The 18182-nt window shown below is 47.6% G+C and carries 16 protein-coding genes and 1 other annotated feature; all 16 genes read right to left on the bottom strand.

Annotation, left to right across the window (positions count from 1 at the left end; genetic code table 11):
• Nucleotides 1–167 precede the first annotated feature (167 nt).
• Nucleotides 168–1358 (bottom strand): elongation factor Tu, encoded by a 1191-nt coding sequence (tuf, locus tag M4D81_RS30875; RefSeq protein ID WP_260069231.1) that lies wholly within the window; start codon nt 1356–1358, stop codon nt 168–170.
• Between the two features lie 95 nt (nt 1359–1453).
• The gene (fusA, locus tag M4D81_RS30870) at nt 1454–3535 is read right to left on the bottom strand and encodes an elongation factor G (protein ID WP_071221021.1); all 2082 of its coding nucleotides are present in this window, start codon (nt 3533–3535) and stop codon (nt 1454–1456) included.
• Nucleotides 3536–3583: 48 nt separating this feature from the next.
• Nucleotides 3584–4054 (bottom strand): 30S ribosomal protein S7, encoded by a 471-nt coding sequence (rpsG, locus tag M4D81_RS30865; protein ID WP_006212929.1) that lies wholly within the window; start codon nt 4052–4054, stop codon nt 3584–3586.
• Between the two features lie 53 nt (nt 4055–4107).
• Entirely contained in the window at nt 4108–4527 is a 420-nt protein-coding gene (rpsL, locus tag M4D81_RS30860) for a 30S ribosomal protein S12 (protein ID WP_006212930.1), read from the bottom strand.
• A gap of 140 nt (nt 4528–4667) precedes the next feature.
• Nucleotides 4668–4919 carry a ribosomal L7Ae/L30e/S12e/Gadd45 family protein gene (locus M4D81_RS30855; protein ID WP_015737626.1) on the bottom strand — a complete coding sequence of 84 codons (252 nt, stop codon included), beginning with the start codon at nt 4917–4919 and terminating at the stop codon, nt 4668–4670.
• Nucleotides 4920–5090: 171 nt separating this feature from the next.
• A complete protein-coding gene (gene rpoC, locus M4D81_RS30850; RefSeq protein ID WP_071221022.1) occupies nt 5091–8705 on the bottom strand; it encodes a DNA-directed RNA polymerase subunit beta' in 3615 nt (1204 codons plus the stop codon).
• Between the two features lie 93 nt (nt 8706–8798).
• The gene (gene rpoB / locus M4D81_RS30845; protein ID WP_071221023.1) at nt 8799–12344 is read right to left on the bottom strand and encodes a DNA-directed RNA polymerase subunit beta; all 3546 of its coding nucleotides are present in this window, start codon (nt 12342–12344) and stop codon (nt 8799–8801) included.
• A gap of 348 nt (nt 12345–12692) precedes the next feature.
• Nucleotides 12693–13298: a class I SAM-dependent methyltransferase gene (locus M4D81_RS30840; RefSeq protein ID WP_260069240.1), complete on the bottom strand. Its 606-nt coding sequence runs from the start codon at nt 13296–13298 to the stop codon at nt 12693–12695.
• A 182-nt stretch (nt 13299–13480) separates the two neighbouring features.
• Nucleotides 13481–13843, bottom strand: a complete 363-nt coding sequence (rplL, locus tag M4D81_RS30835) for a 50S ribosomal protein L7/L12 (RefSeq protein ID WP_071221025.1) — start codon at nt 13841–13843, stop codon at nt 13481–13483.
• Nucleotides 13844–13911: 68 nt separating this feature from the next.
• Nucleotides 13912–14415, bottom strand: a complete 504-nt coding sequence (rplJ, locus tag M4D81_RS30830; protein ID WP_009591975.1) for a 50S ribosomal protein L10 — start codon at nt 14413–14415, stop codon at nt 13912–13914.
• Nucleotides 14416–14473: 58 nt separating this feature from the next.
• Nucleotides 14474–14632: a sequence feature (ribosomal protein L10 leader region), on the bottom strand.
• A gap of 69 nt (nt 14633–14701) precedes the next feature.
• Nucleotides 14702–15394, bottom strand: coding sequence for a 50S ribosomal protein L1 (gene rplA / locus M4D81_RS30825; RefSeq protein ID WP_009591966.1), 693 nt, complete (start codon nt 15392–15394; stop codon nt 14702–14704).
• A gap of 80 nt (nt 15395–15474) precedes the next feature.
• On the bottom strand, nt 15475–15900 hold the full coding sequence (rplK, locus tag M4D81_RS30820; RefSeq protein ID WP_006212938.1) for a 50S ribosomal protein L11: 426 nt from the start codon (nt 15898–15900) through the stop codon (nt 15475–15477).
• Between the two features lie 71 nt (nt 15901–15971).
• Nucleotides 15972–16505 (bottom strand): transcription termination/antitermination protein NusG, encoded by a 534-nt coding sequence (nusG, locus tag M4D81_RS30815; RefSeq protein ID WP_260069230.1) that lies wholly within the window; start codon nt 16503–16505, stop codon nt 15972–15974.
• A 21-nt stretch (nt 16506–16526) separates the two neighbouring features.
• Nucleotides 16527–16718, bottom strand: a complete 192-nt coding sequence (gene secE, locus M4D81_RS30810; protein ID WP_006212940.1) for a preprotein translocase subunit SecE — start codon at nt 16716–16718, stop codon at nt 16527–16529.
• Between the two features lie 24 nt (nt 16719–16742).
• The gene (gene rpmG / locus M4D81_RS30805) at nt 16743–16892 is read right to left on the bottom strand and encodes a 50S ribosomal protein L33 (RefSeq protein ID WP_006212941.1); all 150 of its coding nucleotides are present in this window, start codon (nt 16890–16892) and stop codon (nt 16743–16745) included.
• 567 nt (nt 16893–17459) lie between these two features.
• Entirely contained in the window at nt 17460–18104 is a 645-nt protein-coding gene (sigH, locus tag M4D81_RS30800) for an RNA polymerase sporulation sigma factor SigH (RefSeq protein ID WP_006212942.1), read from the bottom strand.
• Nucleotides 18105–18182: the final 78 nt, after the last annotated feature.

Genomic DNA, 18182 nt, shown 5'->3' with positions numbered 1-18182 from the left:
GAATCTAAGTAGCTAACATCCATTTGGATATTGTAATCGGGTTACTCGGACTGACCTCAAAAAGGAAAAGAGCCTGATCCAAAGGACCAGACTCTTATATCAGGACAACACATTGTTACTCGTTACAATACACTGTTGCTATATTCAAGGCTGTTCGTAAGCCTTAATTACTTAATGATGCTAGCAACGGAACCAGCACCTACGGTACGGCCGCCTTCACGAATGGAGAACTTAGTTCCTTCTTCAATCGCGATTGGGTTGATCAGGTTAACCGTTACAGTGATGTTATCACCAGGCATAACCATTTCGGAACCTTCTGGCAAGTTGATCACACCAGTTACGTCCGTTGTACGGAAGTAGAACTGTGGACGGTAGCCAGTGAAGAAAGGCTTATGACGTCCGCCTTCTTCTTTGCTCAGTACGTATACTTGAGCTGTGAACTCAGTGTGTGGCTTAACAGAAGCGGGCTTAGCAAGTACTTGACCGCGCTCGATTTGAGTACGTTCAACACCACGAAGCAATGCGCCGATGTTGTCACCAGCTTGAGCGGAATCCAGCAATTTACGGAACATTTCTACGCCCGTAACAACGGATTTCTTAGTTTCTTCAGCGATACCAACGATTTCGATCTCGTCACCAACTTTGATCGTACCACGCTCTACACGACCTGTAGCAACGGTACCACGACCAGTGATGGAGAATACGTCCTCGACAGGCATCAAGAAAGGCTTGTCAGTGTCGCGCTCTGGCAATGGGATGTACTCGTCGATTGTTTTGAACATTTCAACGATTTTTTGTGCCCATTCGCCATCTGGGTTTTGCAGAGCTTCACGAGCGGAACCACGAGTGATCGGAGTGTCGTCGCCTGGGAAGTCATACTCGCTCAGAAGGTCGCGAACTTCCATTTCAACCAATTCCAGGAGCTCTTCGTCTTCAACCATGTCGCATTTGTTCAAGAATACAACGATGTAAGGAACGCCTACTTGGCGGGACAACAGGATGTGCTCGCGAGTTTGCGGCATTGGGCCGTCAGCTGCGGATACAACCAGGATTGCTCCGTCCATTTGAGCAGCACCAGTGATCATGTTTTTAACATAGTCAGCGTGACCTGGGCAGTCAACGTGTGCATAGTGACGAGTATCAGTTTCGTATTCAACGTGGGAAGTCGAAATTGTGATACCGCGCTCGCGCTCTTCTGGAGCCTTGTCGATTTGGTCGAAAGACATTGCAGCACCACCGTAAGTTTTGGACAATACAGATGTGATTGCAGCTGTCAAAGTTGTTTTACCATGGTCAACGTGACCGATAGTACCGATGTTAACATGGGGTTTCGTACGTTCGTATTTAGCCTTTGCCATTTGAACAATTCCTCCTTAAGGGGATATATATGTTAGGCCGGAAGCGGAGTTAACGGGATGTTGGTCCCGCCTCCTATCCAGCAGGTAAAACGTTATTACTCTCCGCCTTTGATCTTGGACACAATTTCATCGGAGATATTCTTAGGAACTTCTTCGTAATGGGAGAGTTCCATGGAGAACACACCGCGTCCTTGTGTACCGGAGCGAAGGGTAGTGGAGTAACCGAACATTTCGGAAAGAGGTACTTTCGCACGGATAATTTGAGTACCACCACGGGAGTCCATACCTTCGATACGTCCACGGCGGGAGTTCAGCATACCCATTACGTCGCCCATGTATTCCTCAGGCACGGTAACTTCAACTTTCATGATTGGCTCAAGCAGGACAGGCTTACACTTGTCTTTAGCTGCTTTCAGAGCCATGGAACCGGCGATTTTAAACGCCATTTCATTGGAGTCAACATCATGGTAAGAACCGTCGACGATTGTTGCTTTAACGTCAACAAGCGGGAAGCCGGCGAGTACACCGTTCTTCATTTGCTCTTCAATACCTTGTTGTGCTGGACCAATATATTCTCTTGGTACCGAACCACCGACAACTTTGCTCTCGAATTGGTTACCGCTACCTGGTTCCAGAGGTTCGAACTCAACCCATACGTGACCGTATTGTCCACGACCACCGGACTGACGAACGAATTTACCTTCAACGCGAGCTGGAGCACGGAATGTTTCGCGGTAAGCTACTTGTGGTTTACCCACGTTAGTTTCTACCTTGAACTCACGACGCATACGGTCGATGATGATGTCCAAGTGAAGCTCACCCATACCTGCCAGGATCGTTTGGCCTGTTTCTTCATCAGTATGCGCACGAAGAGTTGGATCCTCTTCCGTCAACTTACCGAGAGCCACACCCATTTTATCTTGGTCAGCTTTTGTCTTAGGTTCTACTGCGATTTCGATAACCGGATCAGGGAAGTTCATGGACTCCAGGATAACCGGATTTTTCTCATCACATAGTGTATCACCTGTACCCGTATCTTTCAAACCTACGGCAGCTGCGATATCTCCGGCGAATACTTCGGAAATTTCTTGACGGCTGTTCGCATGCATTTGAAGGATACGACCGATACGCTCGCGCTTACCTTTAGTTGCATTCAGTACGTAAGAGCCGGATTGCAGTACACCGGAGTATACGCGGAAGAAAGTCAGCTTACCAACATAAGGGTCCGTAGCGATTTTGAATGCCAAAGCCGAGAACGGCTCTTCATCGGAGGAATGACGGATAGCTTCAGTTCCATCTTCAAGGGTACCCTTGATGTCTGGAACGTCAGTTGGAGCCGGCAAATAATCGATTACGGCATCAAGCATCAGCTGAACGCCTTTGTTACGATAAGAAGAACCACAGATAACCGGGAAGATCTTAACTTCGACAACACCTTTACGCAGAGCAGCTTTCAACTCAGCAATGGTGATTTCTTCACCTTCAAGATATTTCATTGTCAAGTCTTCATCAAGTTCTGCTACCTTCTCAACAAGCTCGTTGCGAAGCTCTTCCACTTGATCCTTGAATTCTGCTGGAATTTCGGTTTCTTCGATATTTTGACCGAGGTCATCCTTATACATAAAAGCTTTTTCCTCGATAATATCGATGATGCCAATGAAATCATTCTCTGCACCGATTGGAAGCTGAATCGCTACCGCATTCGCTTGCAGACGCTCTCTCATATCTTTAACTACGTTCAAGTAGTCGGCACCGATAATATCCATTTTGTTTACGTATGCGATCCGCGGAACTCCATAACGGTCTGCTTGTCTCCAAACAGTCTCCGACTGAGGTTCAACGCCCTCTTTCGCACTGAATACACCTACTGCCCCATCCAATACACGAAGGGAACGTTCAACTTCTACTGTGAAGTCAACGTGCCCCGGGGTGTCGATAATATTAACGCGATGACCCTTCCAAGAAGCGGTAGTCGCAGCGGATGTAATCGTGATACCGCGCTCCTGCTCCTGCTCCATCCAGTCCATTGTAGCTGCACCCTCGTGAACTTCCCCGATTTTGTGCGTACGGCCTGTATAGAACAAAATCCGCTCTGTAGTGGTCGTTTTACCAGCGTCAATATGCGCCATGATCCCGATATTACGTGTATTTTTCAAGGAGAACTCTCTTGTCGCCATGCGAATAGTCTCCCTTCAAAATTAGAAGTATTAATTAGTTGCTGAATCCTACCAACGGTAGTGAGCAAACGCTTTGTTCGCTTCAGCCATTTTGTGTGTATCTTCGCGTTTCTTAACGGAAGCGCCTGTGTTGTTGGAAGCATCGATAATCTCAGCCGCCAAACGCTCTTCCATCGTCTTCTCGCCGCGGTTGCGGGAGTAGTTTACGAGCCAACGTAATCCAAGGGATGTACGTCTCTCTGGTTTAACTTCGATCGGAACCTGGTAGTTTGCACCGCCGACACGACGAGCTTTAACTTCCAATACTGGCATGATGTTCTTGATAGCTGCTTCAAACACTTCCATCGGATCATTGCCTGTACGTTCCTTGATGATGTTGAATGAGTTGTAAAGGATGCTTTGAGCAACACCTCTTTTACCATCCAACATGATGCGGTTGATCAGACGAGTTACCAGCTTGCTGTTGTACACTGGATCTGGAAGCACGTCTCTTTTAGTAACTGGACCTTTGCGTGGCATGGATATCCCCCTTTCTTCAGTCATGAGTCATGTTACAAAAACATGAGCATCAATTAGCTTTTTGCTTTAGGACGCTTCGTGCCGTATTTGGAACGAGCTTGCATCCGGTTGTTTACACCAGCGGTATCAAGTGCGCCGCGAACGATATGGTAACGTACACCCGGAAGGTCTTTTACCCGTCCACCGCGAACCAATACAACACTGTGCTCTTGCAAGTTATGTCCGATACCCGGAATGTAAGCCGTCACCTCAATGCGGTTCGTCAAGCGAACACGAGCATATTTACGAAGTGCGGAGTTCGGTTTTTTCGGCGTCATTGTGCCTACACGAGTGCATACACCGCGTTTTTGCGGAGCGCTCAAGTCGGTCTCCTCACGTTTCAAAGCGTTAAAACCTTTTTGAAGAGCTGGAGATTTCGATTTGTAAACTTTAGCTTGACGGCCCTTGCGAACCAGTTGGTTAATTGTTGGCATGCTAGCCACCCCCTTCCCGTATTTATCATTCGATTACAAACCCCGTTTAAGTCCACAGACCCAGGCGGTTCATAAAAGAACAAATGAAAAGTTTTTGCCGAGAGAAGTAACGTCTTCTCCAACAAAAACGATTTCTCAAATCATGATTTCAAGACAGCTACCATAGCTGCACCAACTTCAATACCGCATGCTTCTCCAAGCTCTATCATCGTGGGTACATAATTGATATGCACGCCATTCTTATCACACTCGGATACGACTTTTGAAATCAAACGTTGGTCGCAATCTTCAGCCACATATACCTCTGTAGCCAAACCGGATTCAACGGCCTTCATCGTTTGTTTGGTGCCAATCTTGATGTGTGCATCCTGTAATCCTTTATCATTAGACACAAGTCATTCCTCCAAAAGAACAGGGAACAAAGAAACTATTCACGCACCTTTGCTATATTAGCATCTGCCCTAATCGATGTCAAGCTATTAAATCAGGAAAAAAGAAACTTTGGGACGAGGAGGTCTTCCGCATCTTAAGATACGGAAATCTCCTCATCACCTGACTGTTTCTTAATCTATAGAAGCTGTTTCGAGTTCCTGACTTTCGTCATTCACATCGTTTTGTCCCTCGAACTTCACGCTGCGATAACGGTTCATACCGGTACCTGCAGGGATCAGTTTGCCAATGATAACATTCTCTTTCAGACCAAGCAGCTGATCGACTTTGCCTTTAATGGCAGCGTCAGTCAACACGCGAGTCGTCTCCTGGAAGGAGGCTGCTGACAAGAACGAATCCGTTTCGAGAGATGCTTTTGTAATCCCGAGGAGAACCGGTTTAGCAACCGCTGGTTCTTTTCCGGAGAGAATAGCGTCTTTATTCGCTGTCTCGTATTCATGCATATCCACGAAGGAGCCTGGCAGCAGGTTCGTATCTCCCGCATCAACGATACGGAATTTACGCAGCATCTGTCTGATCATAACTTCAACGTGTTTATCGTTAATTTCCACGCCTTGGTTACGGTATACGCGTTGAACTTCCTGAAGGATGTAGTTCTGCACGCCGCGGATACCTTTGATACGAAGCATTTCCTTCGGATCAATGGAACCATCGGTCAGTTCATCCCCGGCTTCAATTTGCTTGCCTTCGCTTACGCGCAGACGGGAGCCATAGGTAACAGCGTAAACCTTAGTCTCAGCTTCACCTTGTACTTCGATTTCACGACGGTCCTTCGTTTCGCGGATCTCTTTAACCACGCCGTCGATCTCACTAATGGTCGCTTGACCTTTAGGATTACGGGCTTCAAAGAGCTCCTGGATACGCGGAAGACCTTGTGTAATATCATCGCCGGCAACGCCGCCTGTGTGGAACGTACGCATCGTGAGCTGTGTTCCCGGTTCGCCGATGGATTGAGCTGCGATAATACCAACCGCTTCACCAATCTCAACATGCTTACCAGTAGCCAGGTTACGGCCGTAACATTTTTTGCAGACGCCATAACGTGCACGGCAGCTCAAGATGGAACGAATTTGAAGTTTCTCAACGCCAGCTGCTACGATTTCCTCAGCTTTGTCGGAGTCAATCAATTCGTTACGGTTCACGATAATCTCTTTCGTTTCCGGATGACGGACAGTTTCAAATGCATAACGTCCCTCAATACGGTCGTAGAGATCCTCGATAACTTCTTTACCGTCCTGAATACGGCTAACGGTAAAGCCTTTATCCGTGCTGCACTCATCTTCGCGAACGATAACATCCTGGGCTACGTCAACAAGTCGACGAGTCAAGTAACCGGAGTCAGCGGTACGAAGCGCCGTATCGGCAAGACCTTTACGCGCACCGTGCGTGGACAGGAAGTACTCGAGTACCGTCAGTCCTTCACGGAAGTTCGATTTGATTGGGAGTTCGATGATACGACCCGACGGGTTGGCCATCAGACCCCGCATACCGCCAAGCTGAGTGATCTGCGATTTGTTACCCCGTGCTTTGGAATCTACCATGAGCATGATGGAGTTAAAGCGGTCCATCGATTTCATGAGTACATCCGTGATATCATCCTTGGTCTTAGACCAGATATCGATAACACGATCATAACGTTCTTCATTCGTAATCAAGCCGCGGCGATATTGGTTCGTTACCACTTTAACCTTCTCGTCGGACTCTTTCAGAATTTCATTTTTCTCGTCAGGTACGATAACGTCGGATACCGCAACCGTTACGCCTGCACGTGTGGAATAGGTGAAACCGAGCTGCTTGATTTTATCCAAAATCACAGAGGTCTCCGTTGTATGGTACGTTTCGAAGCAGCGTGCAATGATGGAACCCAGATATTCCTTACCAACAGCACCGCTGATTGGCAGTTCCTGAATCACTTTTTGAATATCTGCACCCTTCTCGTATACGAAATACTTCTCAGGCGTGCCTTGCAGCAGGTTCGTACGAGTCGCTTCATTGATGTACGGGAAGCTGGCAGGGAAAATCTCGTTAAAGATAATCCGGCCAATCGTCGTAATCAAAATCGCATCCTGCTGTTTTTCCGTGAAGCTGGTTTTGCCAAGAGCTTTCACCGGAATCGCTACGCGTGCATGCAGACCAGCTGCTTCACGCTGATAAGCGGAAACCGCTTCGTTCACGCTGCCCAGAATCATGCCGGTACCTTTTTCTTCCTTGTTATCCATGGTCAGATAGAAGGAACCCAGTACCATATCCTGAGAAGGCGTAACAACCGGCTTACCGTCTTTCGGATTCAAAATGTTACCCGATGCCAGCATCAAAAGACGTGCTTCAGCTTGAGCTTCAGCAGACAAAGGAACGTGAACCGCCATTTGGTCACCGTCAAAGTCAGCGTTATACGCTGTACATACGAGCGGGTGAAGACGGATCGCATGGCCCTCAACCAGAATCGGTTCAAATGCTTGAATACCGAGTCTGTGAAGCGTCGGTGCACGGTTCAGAAGAACCGGATGCTCTTTAATAACCTCTTCGAGCACATCCCATACTTCTGGACTTACACGTTCTACTTTGCGCTTCGCACTCTTGATATTATGTGCAAGGCCTTTATTGACCAGTTCTTTCATAACAAACGGCTTGAAGAGCTCAAGCGCCATTTTCTTAGGCAGACCGCATTGATACATTTTCAGGTAAGGACCTACAACGATAACGGAACGACCGGAATAGTCAACCCGTTTACCGAGCAAGTTCTGACGGAAACGTCCTTGTTTACCTTTCAGCATATGGCTGAGGGACTTAAGCGGACGGTTACCAGGACCTGTGACCGGACGACCGCGGCGGCCGTTATCGATCAGTGCATCGACAGCTTCCTGCAGCATGCGCTTCTCGTTTTGTACGATAATATCCGGCGCGCCGAGATCCAGCAGTCTTTTCAGACGGTTGTTCCGGTTAATAACACGACGGTACAGATCGTTCAAGTCGGAGGTCGCGAAGCGTCCGCCATCAAGTTGAACCATCGGGCGAAGCTCTGGAGGAATGACCGGCAGCACATCCATGATCATCCACTCCGGATTGTTGCCGGAGTTACGGAACGCCTCAATCACTTCCAGGCGTTTGATGGCCCGGTTGCGGCGCTGACCCTGTGCAGTGCGCAGTTCTTCCTTCAGGAATTCAAGCTCTTTGTCAATGTCGATGTCTTGAAGAAGCTTCTTAACCGCTTCAGCACCCATGCCTGCTTGGAATCCGTAGCCGTACTTCTCACGGTAGCTGCGATATTCCTTCTCGGACAACAGTTGCTTCTTCTCCAGCGGTGTATCTCCCGGATCGGTTACAACATAAGATGCGAAGTAAATGATCTCCTCCAGAGATCGTGGGGACATATCCAGAGCCAGACCCATACGGCTTGGAATGCCTTTGAAATACCAAATATGCGATACAGGAGCCGCAAGCTCGATATGGCCCATCCGTTCACGACGGACTTTAGCGCGTGTTACTTCAACGCCACAGCGATCGCAGACTACTCCTTTATAACGGACACGCTTATACTTACCGCAATGACATTCCCAGTCCTTCTGCGGACCGAAAATCCGCTCACAGAACAAGCCTTCTTTCTCCGGCTTCAATGTACGGTAGTTAATCGTTTCCGGCTTCTTCACCTCTCCGCGAGACCAAGAGCGAATTTTTTCCGGTGAAGCAAGACCGATTTTCATGTACTCAAAATTGTTAACGTCCAACAAGGAGCAACCCTCCTCAACCTAGTCCTATTTATGTGCTATACGACCATAACACCACCGCCGACTTATAAGCCGACGGGGGTGAATGATTGACCGTTATTCCACTCCGACTTCAGTGCCTTCCAAGTTAAGGCTCAGTTTATCACCTTGAGCATCGTCTTCGTCATCGAGTTCTTTCATCTCGATTTCCTCTTCATTCTCGCTCAGGATTTTGACATCCATACCGAGAGACTGAAGCTCTTTAATCAATACCTTGAACGATTCAGGAACACCCGGTTCCGGAACGTTCTCGCCTTTGACGATGGATTCGTAGGTTTTCACCCGGCCGACCACGTCATCCGACTTGACGGTAAGAATTTCTTGCAGCGTATAAGCAGCACCGTAAGCTTCAAGTGCCCACACTTCCATCTCACCGAAGCGCTGTCCACCGAACTGAGCTTTACCACCCAGCGGCTGCTGCGTAACGAGAGAGTAGGGTCCCGTAGAACGGGCGTGAATTTTATCATCAACCATGTGAGCGAGCTTGATCATGTGCATAACGCCGACGGTAACTTCACGTTCAAAACGTTCACCCGTCCGTCCGTCGTACAATACAGTCTTACCATTGCGCTGCATGCCTGCTTCTTCCATCGTATCAAACACGTCATACTCGCTTGCACCGTCAAATACCGGCGAAGCTACGTGAATGCCAAGCTGGAGCGCAGCCATACCCAAGTGAACCTCGAGCACCTGACCGATGTTCATCCGTGATGGAACCCCTAGAGGGTTCAACACAACTTGAACCGGCGTGCCATCTGGCAGGAACGGCATATCTTCTTCAGGCAAAATACGGGCAACGACACCTTTGTTACCGTGACGTCCGGCCATTTTGTCACCTTCGGAGATTTTACGTTTCTGTGCGATGTAAACGCGAACCAGTTGGTTAACGCCCGGCGGCAACTCGTCGCCGTTCTCACGTGTAAACACCTTCACGTCTACGATGATCCCGTCACTACCGTGAGGAACGCGCAGCGAGGTATCGCGCACTTCGCGAGCCTTCTCACCGAAAATCGCATGCAGGAGACGCTCTTCTGCCGTCAGCTCGGTTACACCCTTAGGCGTTACCTTACCTACGAGAATATCTCCGGCGCTGATTTCGGCACCGATGCGGATAATTCCGCGCTCGTCAAGGTTCTTCAGCGCTTCTTCACCTACGTTAGGAATATCACGCGTAATTTCTTCCGGTCCGAGCTTCGTGTCACGAGCTTCGGATTCGTACTCCTCGATATGAATCGAAGTGTACACATCCTCTTTGACCAGTTTCTCGGAGAGAAGAATCGCATCCTCATAGTTGTAACCTTCCCAAGTCATGAACGCAACAACGACGTTGCGGCCCAGTGCCAATTCACCCATCTCCGTGGATGGACCGTCTGCGAGAATGTCACCTTTTTTGATGACATCACCGCGTTTAACGATTGGACGCTGATTGATGCATGTTCCTTGGTTCGAACGCATAAATTTGTGTAATTTATGTTTAATAAGATCGCCTTTGACTTCTTGTCCGTCGACATTTTCCACACGGCGGACCCAGATTTCATTAGCGGATGAACGTTCAATAATCCCGTCATGTTTGGATACAATACATACACCGGAGTCTTTCGCAGACTTGTGTTCCATTCCGGTTCCGACGAGCGGAGCTTTAGGAATAAGAAGCGGAACAGCCTGCCGCTGCATGTTGGATCCCATCAGCGCGCGGTTGGAGTCATCGTTCTCAAGGAACGGAATGAGCGCCGTCGCTACCGACACGACCTGCTTAGGCGATACGTCCATGTAGTCTACACGGTCGCTCGGCATAGGGAGGATGTTATCGGACTGCTTGTTATAACGGACGATAACCATTTCGTCAGCGAAGGTACCGTCTTCGTTGAGCTCGGCGTTCGCCTGGGCAACGATGTAGTTATCCTCTTCGTCTGCAGTCAGGTAATCGATTTGGTCCGTTACTTTACCGGTCTTCGGATCCACCCAACGATACGGAGCTTCAATGAAGCCATATTCGTTGATGCGCGCAAACGTCGACAAGGAGTTGATCAGACCGATGTTCGGTCCCTCCGGCGTCTCGATCGGACACATACGGCCATAGTGACTGTGGTGAACGTCCCGCACTTCAAAGCCCGCACGCTCACGAGTCAAACCGCCGGGTCCGAGAGCAGACAGACGACGTTTATGCGTCAGTTCCGCAAGCGGGTTGGTCTGATCCATGAACTGGGACAGCTGGGAGCTGCCGAAGAACTCTTTAATCGATGCGATAACTGGACGTATGTTGATAAGCGCCTGCGGCGTAATCACGTTTGCATCCTGAATCGACATTCTTTCACGAACGACACGTTCCATACGGGACAAACCGATACGGAACTGATTTTGAAGCAATTCGCCTACAGAACGCAGACGACGGTTACCCAGGTGGTCAATATCATCCGTGTTGCCAATCCCATGCAGCAGGTTGATGAAGTAGCTGATGGAAGAAATGATATCTGCCTGTGTAATGTGCTTCACCGATTTATCGATGTTTGCGTTCGCGATGACCTTCACGACTTTGGCATCCTCGATCGGCGAGAATACATCGATCGTTTGCAGCGGGATATCCTCGCTGTCCATCACACCGCCGGTAACATGATAATTCTTGAAGCCTACGCTCTTCTCAAGGTAAGGCATGATCTCGTCCAAAAGACGGCGGTCTACGGTTTGACCAGCTTCTGCAATGATCTCACCCGTATCGATGTCTATCAAACTTTCTGCCAAACGCTGATTGAAGAGACGGTTCTTAATATGAAGCTTCTTGTTGATCTTGTAGCGACCAACGTTAGCCAAATCATAACGCTTCGGATCGAAGAAACGGGCAACGAGAAGGCTCTTCGCATTCTCCAGTGTTGGCGGCTCGCCCGGACGAAGACGTTCATAGATTTCGATGAGCGCTTTTTCCGTAGAGTCGGTGTTGTCTTTATCCAGCGTATTTTGAATATATTCATCATTGCCCAGAAGATCCAGAATCTCGGCATCTGTACCAAAACCAAGTGCACGTAAAAGTACCGTTACAGGGATTTTACGGGTACGGTCGATCCGGACATAGATAATGTCCTTCGCGTCCATCTCCAGTTCAAGCCAAGCGCCGCGGTTAGGGATAACTGTTGCAGTGTACGTCGTCTTACCGTTTTTATCCACTTTTGTGCTGAAATAGACGCTGGGAGAGCGAACCAACTGGCTGACAATAACCCGTTCGGCACCATTGATAATGAATGTTCCGGTTTCCGTCATTAACGGGAAGTCTCCCATGAACACTTCCTGCTCCTTGACCTCTCCGGTCTCCTTGTTAATGAGCCGGACTTTCACGCGGAGCGGCGCCGCATAAGTAACGTCGCGTTCTTTCGCGTCATCGACGGTGTATTTCGGTTCTCCAAGGCTGTAGTCAATGAACTCTAGCACCAAATTACCTGTGAAATCCTGAATCGGCGAGATGTCCTGGAACATTTCGCGGAGTCCTTCCTCCAAAAACCATTCATAAGATTTTTGTTGGATTTCAATCAGGTTCGGAACTTCGAGTACCTCGTTAATACGAGCATAACTTCGCCGAGTGCGTCGACCATATTGAACAAGATGTCCTGCCAACTTAAACTCACCCCTCATGTCTACTCACTTTAAAAATTTCATTGCGAACCTCTGTTTGTAACACTATAATGGAACATACAGAGGACACTCCCATAAATAGAGAAAAGCCCTTATCGAATACCTTTTCGAAAAAAGAGCAGCTTATCCATGGTTATGATAATCATCTCATATCCTGTAGATTTGCCCAAAATGTACATATTATACGTCAATATGATCGACTTTATGCATCTTTCCACACATTAAGTCTTGACATTTCAGCCAACTAAAGACAAAGAGACCATCCTAATACTGACATTTTATAATAATACCATACCAGCATACCCAAGTCAACAGCCTAGTCGAACTATTTTAAGAAGATTTCGTCGCTTTGAATATCCGGTATCCTTTATCCTTCGTTACTTCCTCGACCTGATGAAATAGACTCTCCAGCTTCGCTTTCGCTGAAGGCGCGCCTTGCTTCTTCTGAATCACAACCCACAGCTGCCCATCCTCACGCAGATGCTTCCACGCTTCTTCGAATATGGCATGAACCGTCTCTTTCCCGGCACGAATCGGCGGATTGGTAAGAACCACGTCGAATTGCTGACCCTGCACCGCAGCAAACAAATCGCTCTCCAAGATCGTCACATTGGATATACCATTACGTTTCGCATTCTCCTTGGCTAATTCGACAGCACGGCTATTAATGTCGATCATCGTCACATGTCCTTGGGGTGCCATTCTTGCCGCTGACAGACCGATCGGACCATATCCGCAGCCTACATCCAACACCTCAGCATGCTGATTAAAGTTCATAGCCTCTATTAATACCTTGCTCCCATAATCTACGCCACTCTTAGAGAATACGCCCGCGTCACTGATAAAGTTGAAAGTCTGCCCCCGAAGCTCCGTCTTTAACTCCTTACGGTCATGAGCAATTTCCGGCTGATTCGAGTAATAATGTTGATTCGGCATCATTTCCTCCGTCTTGAATCAAAGTCTGCCGCCTAAGATATTTCGCTCTTAAGCGCTCTTATCCCAGTATAACCTTTCTTGCGGAGAATCAGTACGTTGTGATCTCCCCGCCACAATAACAAACCCCTTGAACAAATATTCAAGGGGTTTGATTCTTGCTGACGTGAATCTCAAGAAGTTAATTACTTAACTTCTACGGATGCGCCTGCTTCTTCCAATTTAGCTTTAACAGCTTCTGCTTCTTCTTTAGCTACTTTTTCTTTCAATGGTTTTGGAGCGTTGTCAACCAGTTCTTTTGCTTCTTTCAAGCCAAGACCTGTGATTTCGCGAACCACTTTGATTACATTGATTTTGGACGCGCCTGCGCTAGTCAGGATTACGTCGAACTCGGACTGCTCTGCTTCAGCAGCTACACCAGCGCCACCTACAACAGCTACTGGAGCTGCAGCAGTTACACCAAATTCTTCTTCGATTGCTTTAACGAGATCGTTCAGTTCCAGAACGGACATACCTTTAATTGCTTCCAAGATTTGCTCTTTGCTCATTTAAGTTGAACCTCCATTTATTATTAAGATTTTATAGTTGTTGTTACACAGCTTCAGCAAGACAAAGCTTATGCGCCTTGTTCTTCCTTCTCAGCAACAGCCTTAACTGCAAGCGCGAAGTTGCGCACTGGAGCTTGAAGCACGCTGAGGAGCATGGAGAGGAGACCTTCGCGGGACGGAAGTTCTGCCAGAGCTTTGATTTCGCTCTCTCCGATTACACGGCCTTCTACTACGCCGCCTTTCAATTTCAACGCGTCGTTTTTCTTAGCAAAATCGTTAAGGATTTTTGCTGGAGCGACAGCGTCATTGGTACCAAATGCAACAGCTGTTGGACCAGTCAAGACTTCGTCCAGATCAGTCAGCTCTGCTGCCGCAGTTGCACGGCGAAGCAGCGTGTTTTTCAGTACTTGGAACTCGACGCCAGCTTCACGAAGCTGTTTACGAAGTTCAGTTACTTGCGCAACGTTCAGTCCGCGATAGTCAGCAACTACTGTCGATACGCTCTCGCGCAGCTTAGCAGCAACGACATCAACCGCTTCTTGTTTCGCTTGAATCACTTTTGCGTTTGCCAATGATTACACCTCCTGGTTGTATTAGTAGCGTAAGAGCACCAAGCTCCCCGCTCTTCCTACGGGCACTAAAAAAGCCTCCGTAGAATCACGAAGGCCTGATGAATCATCATTTGGCCGGAGAAACCGGACAAATTGTTGACGTTCTATCATAACACCTCGGTAGGAAATTAAGCCTGCTTAGGGCACCTACTGTCTACGGTAAGCATATTCAACTTTAAGGGTCAGTCTCGAAGACTCACAACTGTTACATAATATCAAACCTCATCGACCAAAGTCAATGGTAATATTATCTGTAGACGGTTGTGTTCACGCGAGCGCTTGGTCCCATTGTCGAGGAAACAGCGATGCCTTTCAGGTATACACCTTTAGCAGCAGCTGGTTTCGCACGATTCAATGCATCGATGAGAGCTTTGAGGTTCTCATTCAATTGAGCTGCATCGAAAGACACTTTACCGATCGGCGCGTGAATTTGACCTGCTTTGTCCAGACGGTACTCGATTTTACCGGCTTTGATTTCTTGAACAGCCTTAGCAACATCGAATGTAACCGTACCAGCTTTAGGGTTAGGCATCAGGCCTTTACCACCGAGCAGACGGCCAAGTTTACCGACTTCACTCATCATATCAGGTGTAGCTACGCAGACATCAAACTCGAACCAGCCTTGTTGGATTTTGTTGATCATGTCTTGATCGCCAACAAAATCAGCGCCAGCAGCTTCTGCCTCTTTCGCTTTTTCACCTTTTGCAAATACCAGAACGCGCTGTGTTTTACCTGTGCCGTGAGGCAAGACAACAACACCACGAACAGCCTGGTCTTGTTTACGCGGGTCTACACCCAAACGTACAGCCGCTTCAACAGTTTCGTCGAATTTGGCAGTTGCAGCCTTCTTCACAAGCTCTACAGCTTCCAAAGGCTCATAAGTTGCTTCGCTGTCAATCAGCTTCGCAGCTTCAACGTATTTTTTACCGTGTTTAGCCATGTTTGTTTTCCTCCTTTGTGGTGTTAGCGGAAATTCCTCCCACATAATCCGAACCTAGTTCGGTTTCAATCAAAAGACAATTAGTCTTCGATTGTGATACCCATACTACGGGCAGTACCTTCTACCATCTTCATTGCAGCTTCAACAGATGCAGCGTTCAGGTCAGGCATTTTTTGCTCAGCGATTTGACGAACAGCGTCACGCTTAACAGTAGCGACTTTCTTCTTGTTAGGCTCGCCGGATCCTTTTTCGATCTTAGCAGCCACACGAAGCAGAACAGCAGCCGGTGGAGTTTTAGTGATGAACGTAAAGGAACGATCTTCAAACACCGAAATTTCAACCGGAATGATCAGACCAGCTTGATCAGCAGTACGTGCGTTGAACTCTTTACAGAATGCCATGATGTTGACACCCGCTTGACCCAATGCAGGACCTACTGGAGGAGCCGGATTCGCTTTACCTGCAGGAATTTGCAGTTTCACAATCTTGATAACTTTCTTAGCCATGGTTGACACCTCCTTGCATCAATAGTGGTAGCGGACGCTTTGACACGCCCTCCCACAAGAAACCTGAAGAACTAAATCTTCTCCACTTGAGTATAATCCAACTCCAGCGGGGTTTCCCGTCCAAACATGTTGACGTGAACTTTCAACTTGCTCTTTTCAGCCAAAATCTCTTCCACGGAGCCCACAAAATTCGTAAAAGGACCAACCTTGATACGAACGGATTCCTTGATGTCGAATTCGATCTTCGGTTTCGGCTCTTCCATGCCCATATGCTTCAGAATCTGTTCTACTTCTTCTGGAAGCAAAGGCGTCGGTTTAGAACCGGACCCTGTCGAACCAACAAAACCGGTCACTCCTGGTGTATTGCGGACAACATACCAAGAATCATCGGTCTGAATCATTTCGACCAAGACATATCCCGGGTAAACTTTACGCATGACGGTTTTTTTCTTGCCGTCTTTGTTTACGATTTCTTCTTCCATCGGAACAAGAACGCGGAATATTTTGTCCTCCATGCCCATGGACTCGACACGTTTTTCCAAATTGGCTTTGACTTTATTCTCATACCCAGAGTAGGTATGAACTACGTACCATCTTTTTTCCATATCAAGCCACCTGGGACCCTTCTAAATTATCGCTTCGATCACAGCGGAAATACCGATGTCTACAACCCAAAAATAAATCGTGACAAACACAATGGTGCCGAGAACAATTAAAGTATAGTTCGTCAGTTCTTTACGATTGGGCCAGCGAACTTTTTTAAGTTCCGCCCAGCTTTCAGAGAAAAAGGAAAACAGAGACTTGAAACCACGTTTCACGCCGACTACACCTCCAAAAGAAAACTATCTGGTTTCGCGATGAGGAGTTTGCTCGTTACAGAACTTGCAAAATTTCTTCATCTCCATGCGGTCGGGGTGATTTCGCTTGTTTTTGGTGGTTGTGTAGTTTCTTTGTTTGCAGCTTGTACAAGCCAAAGTGATAATTACCCGCATGATGTGCACCTCCCGAAGACGTCCTTCTTTGTCAGAAGAATCGATATTGATCCTAGTAGAAACAACCTTGTTCTCATCGAAACCCGGTTATTTCTGCGAGATGAATAAAACCGTTGTTCCAAAAGCTGTAACAACGATCCATTCATAAAACACGCGAATTTAGGCCTACCTAAAACACTTTATCACAAGGGTAGCGCCATTTCAAGCCTTTTTCTCTCTGATTGCGGGCTGCAATAAATGCCATTGCCAGCTAATCCAGGGAATAAGTCCCCGGAATAATGTAAACATCTCACTGTAAAAAACTGTGGCGTTTCACAGTCTTTGTCCATCCTGCATAGCATTTAGTCTATATCCAGTATGTTCAATCTTCCAAGAGATGAAACACCAAATATTACACATTTTGCGTTTTGCGAAGATGGACATCTTGGAATTTCGTCCTATCAGCTAAAAAATCAATGGCGACAAAGTATAAAAAAGATCCTTCGCCGGCCATCCTGATTCAATAACGATCAGGCAATTAAAAAAAGGCTCTGATTGAGCCTTCTGCTTCTTATCCGACACTTGCTATTAATTATCCCTGACTTCCAGATAACGTTCAAGCTTTCGCTTTACTCGCTGGAGTGCATTGTCAATCGATTTTACATGACGCCTTAAATCTACCGCAATCTCTTGATAGGATCGACCGTCCAAATAGAGCATCAGGACTTTCCGTTCCAGATCACTTAAGATCTCTGACATCTTGTCTTCCAGGCCGACAAATTCCTCTTGATTGATGATCAGTTCCTCCGGATCGCTTACCGCGGTACCGCAAATGACATCCAGCAGCGTACGGTCCGAATCCTCATCATAAATCGGCTTGTCCAATGAGACATACGAATTGAGCGGAATATGCTTCTGTCTCGTAGCGGTCTTAATTGCCGTAATGATCTGTCTGGTAATGCAGAGCTCGGCAAAGGCCTTGAACGAGGACAGCTTATCCCCTTTAAAATCACGAATTGCCTTGTACAGCCCGATCATGCCTTCCTGGACAATATCTTCCCGGTCAGCGCCAATCAGAAAATAGGAGCGGGCTTTAGCACGTACAAAATTCCGGTATTTATTGATCAAATACTCCAGCGCCCCGCTATCACCCTCGCGGACCGCCTCGACAATGTCTTCATCGCTTATCACATCATACCCTGACAACATGACTTCCTTGAGGTCCACACTCAATAGAATCCCTCCGGCCCGGAACGCACGGTAGCCCGTCACTCGCTTGAAATATATGACAAGTATATATGATGTCTACTA

This window comes from Paenibacillus sp. p3-SID867 (assembly GCF_025142895.1).
Lineage (GTDB): Bacteria > Bacillota > Bacilli > Paenibacillales > Paenibacillaceae > Paenibacillus_AQ.
Note: the sequence above shows the minus strand (reverse complement) of the source record. Positions and strands in the feature narration are given on the sequence as shown.

Excerpts from the sequence above, each read along its gene's own strand:
- tuf (WP_260069231.1), bottom strand. The coding sequence starts at position 1,358 with ATGGCAAAGGCTAAATACGAACGTACGAAACCCCATGTTAACATCGGT.
- fusA (WP_071221021.1), bottom strand. The coding sequence starts at position 3,535 with ATGGCGACAAGAGAGTTCTCCTTGAAAAATACACGTAATATCGGGATC.
- rpsG (WP_006212929.1), bottom strand. The coding sequence starts at position 4,054 with ATGCCACGCAAAGGTCCAGTTACTAAAAGAGACGTGCTTCCAGATCCA.
- rpsL (WP_006212930.1), bottom strand. The coding sequence starts at position 4,527 with ATGCCAACAATTAACCAACTGGTTCGCAAGGGCCGTCAAGCTAAAGTT.
- M4D81_RS30840 (WP_260069240.1), bottom strand. The coding sequence starts at position 13,298 with ATGCCGAATCAACATTATTACTCGAATCAGCCGGAAATTGCTCATGAC.
- rplL (WP_071221025.1), bottom strand. The coding sequence starts at position 13,843 with ATGAGCAAAGAGCAAATCTTGGAAGCAATTAAAGGTATGTCCGTTCTG.
- rplA (WP_009591966.1), bottom strand. The coding sequence starts at position 15,394 with ATGGCTAAACACGGTAAAAAATACGTTGAAGCTGCGAAGCTGATTGAC.
- rplK (WP_006212938.1), bottom strand. The coding sequence starts at position 15,900 with ATGGCTAAGAAAGTTATCAAGATTGTGAAACTGCAAATTCCTGCAGGT.
- nusG (WP_260069230.1), bottom strand. The coding sequence starts at position 16,505 with ATGGAAAAAAGATGGTACGTAGTTCATACCTACTCTGGGTATGAGAAT.
- rpmG (WP_006212941.1), bottom strand. The coding sequence starts at position 16,892 with ATGCGGGTAATTATCACTTTGGCTTGTACAAGCTGCAAACAAAGAAAC.